This is a genomic window from Burkholderia lata, from assembly GCF_902499025.1.
Taxonomy (GTDB): Bacteria; Pseudomonadota; Gammaproteobacteria; order Burkholderiales; family Burkholderiaceae; genus Burkholderia; species Burkholderia lata_C.
This window is the reverse complement of the sequence record NZ_CABVPW010000032.1, coordinates 58701-72003: the sequence shown is the minus strand read 5'-3', so window position 1 is coordinate 72003 and position 13303 is coordinate 58701. Positions and strand designations below refer to the sequence as shown.

The following is a 13303-nucleotide window of genomic DNA, read 5'->3' as shown; positions in this document are numbered from 1 at the left end:
TCCACTGACCGATCCGTCAGGTAGGAGGCAAGATGGCAACGGCCAGAAAAGCGCCGGTCAGGCGCGCGACCCCGGTCGCCGCGCGTCCGGCAGCCAAGCGCGTGCCGGCGGCGAAGACGGACGCGACGCGCGCCGTGCCGAACGGCGCGCTCAACGGTCACGCGCAGCCGGCGGCCGCGCAGCCGGCCGCCGATGCGGCCCGCAAGTCCCGTGGGTCCGAAGCGGACGGCGAGGAGGTCGTCGTGCGTCCTGCATACTGGGATAAAGCGTGCGCCGACCTCGTCAAGCGCGACCGGATCATGAAGAAACTGATTCCGAAGTTCGGTCCCGCGCATCTCGTGAAGCGCGGCGACCCGTTCGTCACGCTCGCACGCTCGGTCGTCGGCCAGCAGATTTCGGTGCCGTCGGCGCAGTCGCTGTGGGCGCGCATCGGGGATGCCTGTCCGAAACTCGCGCCGCAGCCGGTGATCCGGCTCGGCGCGGACAAGCTGATCGCGTGCGGGCTGTCGAAGCGCAAGACGGAATACATCCTCGATCTCGCGCAGCATTTCGTGTCGGGCGCGCTGCACGTCGACAAATGGACGTCGATGGACGACGAGGACGTGATCGCGGAACTTACGCAGATCCGCGGCATAAGCCGCTGGACGGCCGAGATGTTCCTGATCTTCAACCTGTCGCGACCGGACGTCCTGCCGCTCGACGACCCGGGCCTGATCCGCGCGATCAGCGTCAATTACTTCAGCGGGGAACCCGTCACGCGCAGCGAAGCGCGCGAGGTTGCCGCCAACTGGGAACCGTGGCGCACCGTCGCGACCTGGTACATGTGGCGCAGCCTCGATGCACCCGATACCGACGCCTGAGTGGCGGCTATCGGGTTTTAAACATCAATAGTTGAGAGCCGGTTTTGAGCGTCGCCCGCGCGGGTAGAATACGCGCTGCCGCAAGACCCAAGGATTCGAACACATGAAGACCACGTTTCTGGATTTCGAACAGTCGATCGCCGAACTCGAGGCCAAGATCGAAGAGCTGCGATTCGTGCAGGACGACTCGGCTGTCGACATTTCGGAAGAAATCGAGCGGCTGTCGAAGAAAAGCCAGCAACTGACGAAAGACCTCTACGCGAACCTGTCGCCGTGGCAGGTTTCGCAGATCGCGCGGCATCCGCAGCGTCCGTACACGCTCGATTACGTTGCGGAGCTGTTTACCGATTTTCACGAACTGCACGGCGACCGCGCATTCGCGGACGACGTGTCGATCGTCGGCGGTCTCGCACGCTTCGGCGGTCATCCGTGCATGGTGATCGGTCACCAGAAGGGCCGTGACACGAAGGAGCGCGCCGCGCGCAACTTCGGGATGCCGCGTCCGGAAGGCTATCGCAAGGCCGAACGCCTGATGCGTCTCGCCGAGAAGTTCGGTCTGCCGATCTTCACGTTCGTCGACACGCCGGGCGCGTACCCGGGCATCGGCGCGGAAGAGCGCGGCCAGTCGGAGGCGATCGGCCGCAACCTGTACGTGATGGCCGAGCTGAAGACGCCGATCATCACGACGGTGATCGGCGAGGGCGGTTCGGGCGGCGCGCTCGCGATCGCGGTGGCCGACACGGTGATGATGCTGCAATTCTCGACCTACTCGGTGATCTCGCCGGAAGGCTGCGCGTCGATCCTGTGGAAGAGCGCAGCGAAGGCGCCGGAAGCAGCGGAAGCGCTGGGCCTGACCGCGCACCGCCTGAAGGCGCTGGGCCTGATCGACAAGATCATCAACGAGCCGCTCGGCGGCGCGCATCGCGATCCGAAGGGCATGGCTGCGCTGCTGCGCCGTGCGCTCGCCGATTCGCTGCGCCAGTTCCAGGGCATGAGCATCGATGCGCTGCGCGAGCGTCGCTTCGAGCGCCTGATGGCCTACGGCAAGTTCAAGGAAACCACGCCGGGCGCATGACCGGCTGCGTCTTCCATTCGCGCGCCGCTGCGCGCGCGTTCCCCTCGTGATTCCGCCCACCGAATACTCCGCCGACCGCGTCGTCCTCGACGCGGTCGGCGTTGCGCTTTCCGGCATGCCGCCCGATGCACGCATCGCGATCGCTTACAGCGGCGGCCTCGACTCGACGGTGCTGCTCGACGCGGCGGTGCGCTGCGCGGGCGCGTCGCGTTGCGTCGCGCTGCACGTGCATCACGGGCTGAGTGCGAATGCCGACGCGTGGGTGGCGCATGCCGAGGCGAGCGCAGCCGGGCTCGGCGTCGCGTTCGAATCGATGCGCGTCGACGTGCCGCGCGACAGCGGCCTCGGTGTCGAGGCGACGGCGCGCGAGCGGCGCTATGCGGCGCTCGACGAAATGTGCGAACGCCATGGCGTGGCCGCGCTGTGGCTCGCGCAGCATGCGGACGACCAGGCCGAGACCGTGCTGCTGCAGTTGTTGCGCGGCGCGGGGATCGCGGGCCTTGCCGCGATGGCGCCGCGTTACCGCCCGGACGGCGTGAGCGTCGAGCGTGTGCGCCCGCTGCTGCGATTGTTGCGGGCGCAACTCGAGCGCTATGCGACGCAGCACGACCTGGCATGGATCGACGACGAATCGAACAACGACACGCGTTATGCGCGCAATGCGCTGCGCATCGATGTGCTGCCGGCGCTGGCCGTGCATTTTCCGGGCTTTCGCGACGCGCTCGGTCGCGCGGCCCAGCATGCGGCCGCCGCGCAGCGACTGCTCGACGATCTGGCTGAACTCGACTTCGCCGTTGCCGCGCGCGATGACGGGCGTGCGTTGTCGCGCGACGCGCTGGTCGCGTTCGACGACACGCGCGGCGCGAACCTGCTGCGCTTCTGGATGCGCCGGCTCGGTTTGCCGGGCGCGTCCGCCGCTCGGCTCGCCAACATGATGCGGCAGTTGCGTGCCACCCATGTCGCCCACGCGCTGCGTGTCGATCACGCGGGGCAATGCCTGCGCCTGTATCGCGATGTCGTCTACTGGGAAGCGGGCGACAGCAGCGAGCCGGCGGACGACGGCGCCGGGACGCCGCACCCCGAATCGGTGCTTGCATGGGACGGTCAGGAAGTCTGGCACCTGCCGGGATGGCGCGGCACGTTCGTATTCGCAGCGGCCGATGCGGGAAGCGCCGATGCGGTGCCGGAGGCGCTGCTGCGCGGCGCACGGCTGGCCGCGCGCGCCCGTGCGGGCGGAGAGCGGATGCGCACGTCGCCGGGCGGGCCCGGCCGCACGCTGAAGAACCTGTTCCAGGAGCGCGGCGTGCCCGCATGGCAGCGCGACGTGCCGTTGCTGTTCGCCGGCGACCGGCTGATCTACGTGCCGCGCCTCGGCGTGAACCGCGATGTCGGCTTGTCCGACAGCGGGGCGTCCGGTGACGGCGCGTGGCGCCGGATCGAGTGGCGTCCCGACCTGCTGATCGCATAACGGCGGCAGGCCGCCCGGCGGCGCGATGGCGCGCGGTTTTTCACCATTTGGTAAACAGCGCCGGAACGGCCTCGGGCCCGGCGAGCGGCTTGTCAAGCGGGCCTCTATCGGGTACGCTCGGTCGTTTGCTCGGCTCGATTTTTGAGCGATTTGTGCAGGTTTTCCGCGTGACGTACCCGGTTTGCGCGGCCTGATCGGCCTTCCGGGCAAAATCCGTCACGCTTGCGTGTTGCGTCCCAGCCGTCCCCCTCGTCGTCCGTCCACAGCCACAAGCCGCGTGACCGAACGGCTACGCGGCCTGCCCAGCGCGCCCGTGCGGTTTCTCCTCCAGTTCAGAACGACAATGGCACTCATCGTACACAAATACGGCGGCACTTCGATGGGCTCGGTCGAGCGCATCAAGAACGTCGCGAAACGCGTCGCAAAATGGCATCAGGCCGGGCACCAGATGGTGGTCGTGCCTTCGGCGATGTCCGGCGAAACCAACCGTCTGCTCGGTCTTGCGAAAGAGATTTCGAGCCAGCCGAGCCCGCGCGAGCTCGACATGATCGCGTCGACCGGCGAGCAGGTCAGCGTCGGCCTGCTGTCGATCGCGCTGCAGGAAATCGGCGTCGAGGCCGTGAGCTACGCCGGCTGGCAAGTGCCGATCAAGACCGACAGCGCGTTCACGAAAGCGCGCATTCACTCGATCGACGACGAACGCGTGAAGGCCGATCTGAATGCAGGCAAGGTCGTGATCATCACAGGCTTCCAGGGCGTCGATCCGGACGGTCACATCACGACGCTGGGCCGTGGCGGCTCGGATACGTCGGCGGTGGCGGTCGCGGCTGCGCTGAGTGCCGAAGAGTGCCTGATTTATACGGACGTCGACGGCGTCTACACGACCGATCCGCGCGTCGTCGAAGAGGCGCGACGCCTCGATCGCGTGACGTTCGAGGAAATGCTGGAAATGGCCAGCCTCGGCTCGAAGGTCCTGCAGATCCGCTCGGTCGAATTCGCCGGCAAATACCAGGTGAAGACGCGTGTGCTGTCGAGCCTGACCGATCCGCTGATTGCGCTCGACGAAGAAATGCGCTCGGGCACCCTGATTACTTTTGAAGAAGACGAGACCATGGAAAAGGCAGTCATTTCCGGCATCGCGTTCCAGCGCGACGAAGCACGCATTGCTGTGATGGGCGTGCCCGACAAGCCGGGCATCGCGTATCAGATCCTCGGCCCGGTCGCGGATGCGAACGTCGACGTCGACATGATCATCCAGAACCAGAGCGTCCAGGGCAAGACCGACTTCACGTTCACGGTCGGCCGTGGCGACTACCAGAAGGCGATGGACATCCTCACCAACCAGGTGAAGGGCCACGTGAATGCCGAGCAGGTGCAGGGCGACCCGAAGGTGTCGAAGGTGTCGGTCGTCGGCGTCGGCATGCGTTCGCACGTCGGTGTCGCGAGCAAGATGTTCCGCACGCTGTCGGAAGAGGGCATCAACATCCAGATGATCTCGACGTCCGAAATCAAGATTTCGGTGCTGATCGACGAGAAATACATGGAGCTGGCCGTCCGCGCGTTGCACAAGGCATTCGAACTCGACCAGGCATCGTGAATTTTTCGTGATGCATTGAAGAAAATGCATCACGGAAATTGACGCGCGGTTCGAAACCCTATACTATTTCGTTCTCGTCGCACTGCCTCCCTGGTGCGAGCGAAAGTTTGGGAGACGTGGCCGAGAGGTCGAAGGCACTCCCCTGCTAAGGGAGCATCTGGGCCAAAACCTGGATCGAGGGTTCGAATCCCTCCGTCTCCGCCAAAAGCGGTGACAAAGCCCCGCAAGTTCTCGGACTTGCGGGGCTTTTTCTTTTTCCGGGCCGGCGAGCATGCGATACGCGATGCGGCTGGATCTCTTCCGCGGGTGGATTAGGGCGGGGCAGGTGGTGATCCAGTACGCGTCGAACTCGAGCGGCGAGGTGTGCTCCATGTCACGAATCGTCTGGCGCGGTTCAAGATGACGCTCCTGGCAAGCGTGCAGTCCGTTCTGACAGCTCTCTCTTATCGGCCTGTCGACGGATCCGTCGACCATCACGCGTGTTACGCACGGCTGCACGGTGACCGGTATGCGACGGTCGACAGCTTGCGCGTGTCGCGCGACCGCCAGCAGAGCCTGCACAAGTGCGACGCGAACATCGCGAAGCGCATTGCGATGGAGCAGCGCGCATTGCTGCTCGTGCTCGATCCATTCTCCGTCGTGTTCGACCCGCGCTCGCCGCGGGATGTCGCAGCACGACTGCGCCCGCATCGAAGTCGCCACTGCCCGCCGCAAGCGACATGGCCGACACGCACCGTATCGTCGATACGATGACGCTTGCGTTGTCGCTGGTCTACGCCACGCGTGACAGTCGCTTTTGTCCATGTTCCCGCGCAACACGACCGCTATCGTGCGGTGACGATGCGCATACGGGGCCGCCTGGGTCATCGGCGATAACGTTTCGGACCACGAAGGGTGCCGTTGGCGCGACCATTTGCACCGCCTGTGCCGCACAAGACAAAACGAAATGAAAATGAAAGTATGTTTGTAAGGATCGAGCGTCGCACGCTCGCCGCCCTGACAGGCATCAATTAGCTGATTCCGACCCTCCGAAATAACTCATTGGCGTCAAAAATGCGGCGCTGCATCGATTTTCGCGATCCACGTCGTCGCGCAATACAAAAGATTACTTAGAAAAATCAGCGGCATAGGGTGGCCACAAAAATCGATGTTCTGCTGCGCTGCAGAAAATAATCAATCGCCTTATGCTGGTTAACCCGATCGCGTTTGAGCGGCGTCAAGTTTTCCGGTGATGCCGCTTTACATTTTGCCAACACTGGCGATTCACGAAATCTATCTGTCGATTTGATTTCGTTCCTTTCGTCTCGCCTGTCCCCGATGCAGTGCGCGACTTCATCAAGGCCTTGTTGACATGCATGATTTCCCCTTCCTGAGCCTGGCCATCTGGGCTCCGATCCTGTTCGGCGCATGCCTGTTGCGCGCCGGTTCCGACCATCATCCACGTCGCACGCGAGTGATCGCGCTCGTCGGCGCGCTGGTGGGGCTTGCGGCCGTCGTGCCGCTGGTCGCCGGTTTCGAAGCGCACTCGTCTGCGATGCAGTTCGTCGAAAGCCGCAACTGGCTGGCGGCATTCAATTCCGGATGGCGGGTCGGCATCGACGGTGCGTCGCTGTGGCTCGTCGTGCTGACCGCATTCACGACGCTCGTGGTGGTGGTGGCGTCGTGGGAGTCGGTCACAGTGCGCGTCGCGCAGTACTACGCGTCGTTCCTGATCCTGTCGGGGCTGATGGTCGGCGTGTTCGTCGCACAGGACGGGCTGCTGTTCTTCATCTTCTTCGAGGCGACGCTGATCCCGCTTTACCTGCTGATCGGCACGTGGGGGCGGGAACGTCGCGTGTACGCGGCCGTGAAGTTCTTCTTCATCTCGTTTGCCGGCTCGCTGTTGCTGCTGATGGCGATGCTGTACCTGTACGCGCAGTCGCATACGTTCGACATGGCCGTGTGGCGCACGCTGCAGCTCGGCTTCGCACCGCAGTTGCTGGTGTTCCTCGGCTTCTTCGCGGCATTCGCGGTCAAGGTGCCGATGTGGCCGGTCCACACGTGGCTGAGCGACGTCTACACCGACGGCCCGACCGGCGCCGCACTGATGCTCGCGATGCTCAAGCTCGGCGGCTACGGGTTCCTGCGCTTCGCGCTGCCGGTCACGCCCGATGCGAGCCACTTCTTCGCACCGGCCGTGATCGCGCTGTCGCTGTTCGCGATCGTCTATGCGAGCCTGATCGCGCTCGCGCAGACCGATCTCGGCAAGCTGCTCGCGTATTCGACGGTTGCGCACATGGGGATCGTCACGCTCGGGCTGTTCCTGTTCAACCGGATCGGCGTCGAAGGCGCGATCGTGCAGCTCGTGTCGTACGGTTTCGTCGCGGGTGCGATGCTGTTGTGCGTGAACGTGCTGGTCGATCGCACGAAGCAACGCGAGATCGCCGCGTACGGTGGGGTGGCGGGTGTGATGCCGCGTTTCGCGACCTTCACCGTGCTGTTCGCGATGGCCAACGTCGGCCTGCCGGGCACGTCGGGGTTCGTCGGCGAGTTCATGGTCATCATGGGCGCGATCCGCTTCAACTTCTGGATCGGCGCCATTGCGGCGCTGACGCTGATCCTGAGCGCGTCGTACACGCTGTGGATGCTAAAGCGCGTCGTGTTCGGCAAGGTCGCAAGCCAGCGGATCGCGAAGCTCGCCGACCTGAACCGTCGCGAGATCGTGATGTTCGCGTCGCTCGCACTGGTCGTGCTGGCGGTCGGCATCGATCCGAAGCCGTTCACCGACGCGATCGATCCGACCGTCGGAAGGCTGATCGAAGAGGCGAGCCATTCGAAGCTGCCGACAGGGGACGGCCCTGCGCAGCCGCAGCCGTCGTACATGGCGTCGACGCGCGGCTGATCGCGGCACGTCGCGCGAGCGGGGCGCATCGCACGGCGGTGCGGTCGTTGCACACACATCGATCAGGTCTCGGTCCGGCGCCGGCAGCGCCGGGCCGGCTCTCGGCTGCGTGAAATTGCCCCGCGACAATCTGTCTCACAGCAGATTCTGCAATGATGATTTGCCGCATTAGCTGGTTTTTCATCGCACTCGCGCGACGTATGATTCGGCCACTTTCGTGGATCGAATGCGCATCGGGCATACGCAAACGGATTCAATGACCCTCGGGCTGTGTGATGAAAAGAAAAGCTTCAAAAGGCGGGGTGGCGCTGATGTCGATCGGCGCGGCTTTGAGCCTGTCAGGCTGTAATTTAGATGTACTAAATCCGAAAGGAAGTGTGGGCGCTGCCGAAAAGGCGCTGATCGCGACGTCCACCTGGGCGATGCTGATCGTCGTCGTGCCGGTGATCCTGCTCACGCTGTGGTTCGCGTGGCGTTACCGCGCATCGAACCGCAACGCCACCTATGCGCCGAACTGGTCGCACTCGACCGCGATCGAGGTCGTGATCTGGACGGTGCCGACGCTGATCATCCTGTTCCTCGGCGTGCTCACGTGGAAGACCACGCACGAGCTCGACCCGTACAAGCCGCTGGAGTCGTCGGTGAAGCCGATCGACGTCGAGGTCGTCGCACTCGACTGGAAGTGGCTGTTCATCTATCCGGAACTCGGCATCGCGTCGGTGAACCAGCTCGCGATTCCCGTCGGCACGCCGGTGAACTTCCGCATCACGTCGGATTCGGTGATGAACTCGTTCTTCATCCCGCAGCTCGGCGGCCAGGTCTACGCGATGGCCGGCATGCAGACGCGCCTGCACCTGATCGCCGACGAGCCCGGCAACTACGCGGGCACGTCCGCCAACTTCAGCGGCCGCGGCTTCTCCGACATGAAGTTCCGCACGCTCGCCGAGCCGCGCGAACAGTTCGATGCATGGGTGCAGAAGGTGAAGGCGTCGCCGGACCGGCTCGACGCGACCGTGTACGGCACCGTCGCGCAGCCGAGCGAGAAGGCGCCCGTGCGCTACTTCTCGTCGGTCGATCCGCGGCTCTTCCACAACATCATCGCGAAATACAACGATGGCCACGTCCTCGACCTGAAGGACGCCGCCTGCGGCACGAAGGGGTAACGCATGTTCGGCAAACTCACACTATCGGCGATCCCGTTCGATCAGCCCATCATCATGGTGGCCGGCGCCTTCATGGGGCTGGCCGTGCTGGGCATTCTCGCCGCACTGACGATCACCGGCCGGTGGAAATGGCTGTGGACGGAATGGCTGACCACGGTCGACCACAAGCGACTCGGCGTGATGTACATCATCGTCGCGCTGATCATGCTGCTGCGCGGCTTCGCGGACGCGATCATGATGCGCATGCAGCTCGCGCTCGCGTACAACGCGCCCGGCTACCTGCCGCCGCACCACTATGACCAGATCTTCACGGCTCACGGCGTGATCATGATCTTCTTCATGGCGATGGTGTTCATGGTCGGCCTGATGAACCTCGTCGTGCCGCTGCAGATCGGCGCGCGCGACGTCGCGTTCCCGTTCATCAACTCGCTCTCGTTCTGGATGACGGCTGTCAGCGCGATCCTGATCAACATCTCGCTCGTGATCGGTGAATTCGCACAGACGGGCTGGCTCGCGTATCCGCCGCTGTCGGAGCTGCAGTTCAGTCCGGGGGTAGGGGTCGACTACTACCTGTGGGCGCTGCAGATCTCGGGCGTCGGCACGTTGCTAACCGGCGTGAATTTCTTCGTGACGATCATCAAGATGCGCGCGCCCGGCATGACGCTGATGAAGATGCCGGTGTTCACGTGGACCGCGCTCTGCACGAACGTGCTGATCATGGCGTCGTTCCCGATCCTGACCGCGACGCTCGCGCTGCTCGGCCTCGACCGTTACCTCGGCATGCACTTCTTCACGAACGAAGCCGGCGGCAACGCGATGCTGTACCTGAACCTGATCTGGGCATGGGGTCACCCCGAGGTGTACATCCTGATCCTGCCGGCGTTCGGGATCTTCTCGGAAGTCATCGCGACGTTCGCGAAGAAGCCGCTGTTTGGCTACAAGACGATGGTGTATGCGACCTGCGCGATCATGGTGCTGTCGTTCCTTGTGTGGCTGCACCACTTCTTCACGATGGGTTCGGGTGCGAACGTGAACGCGTTCTTCGGCATCATGACCATGATCATCGCGATCCCGACCGGCGTGAAGGTGTTCAACTGGCTGTTCACGATGTACCGCGGCCGGATCGAATTCACGACGCCCGTGCTGTGGACGATCGGCTTCATGGTCACGTTCACGCTCGGCGGCATGACCGGCGTGATGATGGCGATTCCCGGCGCGGACTTCGTGCTGCACAACAGCCTGTTCCTGATTGCTCACTTCCACAACGTGATCATCGGCGGCGTGCTGTTCGGCTATCTCGCGGGCTTCAACTACTGGTTCCCGAAGGCGTTCGGCTTCAAGCTGAACGAGAAGCTCGGCAAGGCGGCGTTCTGGTTCTGGCAGATCGGCTTCTATGTCGCGTTCGTGCCGCTCTACGTGCTCGGCTTCATGGGCATGACGCGCCGCCTGAACCACTACGACAACCCGGCCTGGCATCCGTGGCTGCTGGTCGCAGCATTCGGCGCCGTGCTGATCGCGATCGGCATTGCATGCCAGCTGCTGCAACTGGTGGTCAGCATCCGCAACCGCAACCTGCCCGAGTATCGCGACACGACGGGCGATCCGTGGGGCGGCCGTACGCTGGAGTGGGCGACCTCGTCGCCGCCGGCCGATTACAACTTCGCGGTGATCCCGCAGGTGCGCACGCTCGACGCATATGCCGACATGAAGGCACGCGGCGACGGCCGGCCGAACCCGGCGGAAATTCGCGACATCCACATGCCGTCGAATACCTGCGCGGGCCTTGTGATTGCGATCTTCAGTCTGGTGCTCGGCTTCGCGCTGGTATGGCACATCTGGTGGATGGCGATCGGCGGCCTGGTCGGCATCATCGCGACGCTCGTGATCTACAGCTCGCGTGACAACGACGGCTACTACATCCCGGCGTCGAAGGTGCGCAAGATCGAAGAGAAGCAACCGCCGGCACGCGTGGCCACGCGGGTCGACGACGTGGAACTGGAGGCCAACTGATGTTGCAGAAAACCTTGAGCGCAACCCTGCTCGAGCACGACGACCATCCGCCGTCGCATTCGGTGTTCGGGTTCTGGCTGTACTTGATGACCGACTGCGTGATCTTCGCGGCGCTGTTCGCGACGTTCGCGGTGCTCGGCCAGCAGCATGCGGGCGGGCCGACCGCGAAAGACCTGTTCGACATTCCGGGCGTCGCGGTGGAAACCGCCGCGCTGTTGCTGTCGAGCATCACGTACGGTTTCGCGATGCTTGCCGCGTACAAGCAGCGGCGCGGCGCGCTGCTCGCGTGGCTCGCGGTGACGTTCGTGCTCGGCGCGGCGTTTCTCGTGATGGAACTGCGCGAGTTCTCGCACCTGATCGCGGAAGGCGCGGGCCCGCAGCGCAGCGCGTTCCTGTCGGCGTTCTTCACGCTGGTCGGCACGCACGGGCTGCACGTGACGTTCGGCCTGCTGTGGATGATCGTACTCGCCGGGCAGATCGTGTTCCGCGGCGGCGACCTGACCGATCGCGACCTGCGGCGCCTGACGTGCCTGAGCCTCTTCTGGCACTTCCTCGACATCGTGTGGATCTGCGTGTTTTCCTTTGTCTATCTCGCGAGCGTGATCTAAATGGCCCATTCGCATTCGTCTCAACTCGAAGAAGGGCACGGCAGTGTCGGCGGCTACGTCGCCGGTTTCATCCTGTCGGTGCTGCTCACGGCCGCATCGTTCGGCCTCGTGATGGGCGGCGTGCTGTCGCCGCACGCGTCGCTGATCGCGCTTGCCGTGCTCGCGTTCGTGCAGATCGTCGTGCACCTCGTGTACTTCCTGCACATGAACGGGTCGTCGGGCCAGCGCTGGAACGTGATGGCGTTCAGCTACACGGTGCTGACCGCGGCGATCCTGATCGTCGGCACGCTGTGGGTGATGCACAACGTCAGCATGAACATGATGTCGCGCTGAGCGGCAGCAAAGCGCAGCGGTAGAAATCCATGCGCGTTCATGAAAAAAAGGCGGCACGCGAGTGCCGCCTTTTTGTTTTTCCCGGCCGCGTTGCGCCGGGCAGCGGGATCAGTGCCGGGTACCCGCATCGGCGGTCAGCGCATGCGTGCAGTCGGCGCGGTATTCGGCGGCGAGCCGCTGTTTCGCACCGTCGAGATCGTCGGGGTAGTACGGGCTTGCATGCGCCGGCTCGTAGCCGACCTGCTCGAGTTCGGTCAGCTCGCGCACGAGGTCCGCATGCGTGACGTCATGGCCGGTGTGGACGAACGGATAGGCGTTGCACTCCTGCGGGGTCAGGTGAGGTGCCGCGAACGCGGCGGTGCTGGCGCATGCGAGCAGCATGCAGGCGACGGTAGTCGACAGTTTCATCCGGTAGCTCCTGGTTTCGCGGCCCGATGCCGCATGACGTCAGCGTAGGCGGCGTGCACGACGGGGCGGACGACGCACGGATGAAACATGTTTCACCCGTTCGCCGCGGCGCCGGATGAAGCAATTTTCATGTAACGCAGGACGGCGACCGGGTCGTCTACGATAGTTGCGGGCGCATCGTATGCGCCTGTCATGACGTTCATTGCGAGGGCAACCATGCGGGTACTGACGGTCGAGGACGATGCGGTGACCGCGAACGAAATCGTCGGCGAGCTGACCGCGCGCGGGTTCGAGGTCGACTGGATCGACAACGGCCGCGAAGGCATGCTGCGCGCGATGAGTGCTTCGTACGACGCGATCACGCTCGACCGGATGCTGCCGGGCGCGGACGGCCTCGCGATCCTCACCGCGATGCGCACGGTCGGCATCGATACGCCGGTGCTGATGCTGAGCGCGCTCGGCGATGTCGACGAGCGCATCCGCGGGCTGCGCGCGGGCGGCGACGATTACCTGACGAAGCCGTTCGATTCCGGCGAACTGAGCGCGCGCATCGAGGTGCTGCTGCGTCGCCGGCAGGCGTCGGGCGTGCCGCAGCAGACGCTGTTGAAGGTCGGCGCGCTCGAGCTCGACCTCATTTCGCGCTGCGCGCGTCGCGGGGGCGACGAGATTCCGCTGTTGCCGACCGAGTTCCGCGTGCTCGAGTTCATGATGCGTAATGCGGGCCAGACGATCACGCGCACGATGCTGTTCGAGACCGTATGGGGCTATCACTTCGATCCCGGCACCAACCTGATCGACGTCCACATGGGCCGGTTGCGCAAGAAGATCGATCCGCCCGGCGCGAACCCGATGATCCAGACGGTGCGCGGCTCGGGCTACATGCTCGCGTGACGGAGGCCC

Annotated in this window: 12 protein-coding genes and 1 tRNA gene; 12 read left to right on the top strand and 1 reads right to left on the bottom strand. The window is 64.3% G+C overall.

The features are described 5' to 3' along the window. Positions 1 to 32 precede the first annotated feature (32 nt). The 11 genes from BDI24065_RS28505 to cyoD all read left to right on the top strand — a co-directional run bounded on the left by BDI24065_RS28505 (position 33) and on the right by cyoD (position 11995). On the top strand, positions 33 to 860 hold the full coding sequence (locus tag BDI24065_RS28505; RefSeq protein ID WP_175034065.1) for a DNA-3-methyladenine glycosylase family protein: 828 nt from the start codon (positions 33 to 35) through the stop codon (positions 858 to 860). A gap of 103 nt (positions 861 to 963) precedes the next feature. Then, positions 964 to 1935, top strand: coding sequence for an acetyl-CoA carboxylase carboxyltransferase subunit alpha (locus BDI24065_RS28500; RefSeq protein WP_175034064.1), 972 nt, complete (start codon positions 964 to 966; stop codon positions 1933 to 1935). A 46-nt stretch (positions 1936 to 1981) separates the two neighbouring features. Beyond that, positions 1982 to 3403, top strand: coding sequence for a tRNA lysidine(34) synthetase TilS (gene tilS, locus BDI24065_RS28495; RefSeq protein WP_175034063.1), 1422 nt, complete (start codon positions 1982 to 1984; stop codon positions 3401 to 3403). A 343-nt stretch (positions 3404 to 3746) separates the two neighbouring features. Beyond that, positions 3747 to 5000 carry an aspartate kinase gene (locus BDI24065_RS28490; protein ID WP_175034062.1) on the top strand — a complete coding sequence of 418 codons (1254 nt, stop codon included), beginning with the start codon at positions 3747 to 3749 and terminating at the stop codon, positions 4998 to 5000. A 110-nt stretch (positions 5001 to 5110) separates the two neighbouring features. Next, positions 5111 to 5204: transfer RNA gene (locus tag BDI24065_RS28485), tRNA-Ser, on the top strand. Positions 5205 to 5399: 195 nt separating this feature from the next. Beyond that, positions 5400 to 5753, top strand: a complete 354-nt coding sequence (locus BDI24065_RS28480; protein ID WP_175034061.1) for a hypothetical protein — start codon at positions 5400 to 5402, stop codon at positions 5751 to 5753. A 598-nt stretch (positions 5754 to 6351) separates the two neighbouring features. Continuing rightward, entirely contained in the window at positions 6352 to 7881 is a 1530-nt protein-coding gene (locus BDI24065_RS28475) for a complex I subunit 4 family protein (protein WP_175034060.1), read from the top strand. 275 nt (positions 7882 to 8156) lie between these two features. Then, positions 8157 to 9044 carry a ubiquinol oxidase subunit II gene (gene cyoA / locus BDI24065_RS28470; protein ID WP_039342567.1) on the top strand — a complete coding sequence of 296 codons (888 nt, stop codon included), beginning with the start codon at positions 8157 to 8159 and terminating at the stop codon, positions 9042 to 9044. Positions 9045 to 9047: 3 nt separating this feature from the next. Continuing rightward, entirely contained in the window at positions 9048 to 11054 is a 2007-nt protein-coding gene (cyoB, locus tag BDI24065_RS28465; RefSeq protein WP_175034059.1) for a cytochrome o ubiquinol oxidase subunit I, read from the top strand. Beyond that, positions 11054 to 11662, top strand: coding sequence for a cytochrome o ubiquinol oxidase subunit III (cyoC, locus tag BDI24065_RS28460; protein WP_175034058.1), 609 nt, complete (start codon positions 11054 to 11056; stop codon positions 11660 to 11662). The genes cyoB and cyoC overlap by 1 nt, the downstream gene beginning before the upstream one ends. Then, positions 11663 to 11995: a cytochrome o ubiquinol oxidase subunit IV gene (cyoD, locus tag BDI24065_RS28455; protein ID WP_011352504.1), complete on the top strand. Its 333-nt coding sequence runs from the start codon at positions 11663 to 11665 to the stop codon at positions 11993 to 11995. It begins immediately after the preceding gene. Between the two features lie 108 nt (positions 11996 to 12103). On the opposite strand, the gene BDI24065_RS28450 is transcribed toward cyoD, so the two are convergent. Then, positions 12104 to 12403, bottom strand: a complete 300-nt coding sequence (locus BDI24065_RS28450) for a DUF4148 domain-containing protein (protein WP_175034057.1) — start codon at positions 12401 to 12403, stop codon at positions 12104 to 12106. Between the two features lie 216 nt (positions 12404 to 12619). On the opposite strand from BDI24065_RS28450, the gene BDI24065_RS28445 reads away from it, so the two are divergent. After that, positions 12620 to 13294: a response regulator transcription factor gene (locus BDI24065_RS28445; protein WP_174933625.1), complete on the top strand. Its 675-nt coding sequence runs from the start codon at positions 12620 to 12622 to the stop codon at positions 13292 to 13294. Positions 13295 to 13303: the final 9 nt, after the last annotated feature.

Coding starts and splice junctions, on each gene's coding strand:
- BDI24065_RS28505 (WP_175034065.1), top strand. CDS start 33: ATGGCAACGGCCAGAAAAGCGCCGGTCAGGCGCGCGACCCCGGTCGCC.
- BDI24065_RS28500 (WP_175034064.1), top strand. CDS start 964: ATGAAGACCACGTTTCTGGATTTCGAACAGTCGATCGCCGAACTCGAG.
- BDI24065_RS28490 (WP_175034062.1), top strand. CDS start 3,747: ATGGCACTCATCGTACACAAATACGGCGGCACTTCGATGGGCTCGGTC.
- BDI24065_RS28480 (WP_175034061.1), top strand. CDS start 5,400: ATGACGCTCCTGGCAAGCGTGCAGTCCGTTCTGACAGCTCTCTCTTAT.
- BDI24065_RS28475 (WP_175034060.1), top strand. CDS start 6,352: ATGCATGATTTCCCCTTCCTGAGCCTGGCCATCTGGGCTCCGATCCTG.
- cyoA (WP_039342567.1), top strand. CDS start 8,157: ATGAAAAGAAAAGCTTCAAAAGGCGGGGTGGCGCTGATGTCGATCGGC.
- cyoB (WP_175034059.1), top strand. CDS start 9,048: ATGTTCGGCAAACTCACACTATCGGCGATCCCGTTCGATCAGCCCATC.
- cyoC (WP_175034058.1), top strand. CDS start 11,054: ATGTTGCAGAAAACCTTGAGCGCAACCCTGCTCGAGCACGACGACCAT.
- cyoD (WP_011352504.1), top strand. CDS start 11,663: ATGGCCCATTCGCATTCGTCTCAACTCGAAGAAGGGCACGGCAGTGTC.
- BDI24065_RS28450 (WP_175034057.1), bottom strand. CDS start 12,403: ATGAAACTGTCGACTACCGTCGCCTGCATGCTGCTCGCATGCGCCAGC.
- BDI24065_RS28445 (WP_174933625.1), top strand. CDS start 12,620: ATGCGGGTACTGACGGTCGAGGACGATGCGGTGACCGCGAACGAAATC.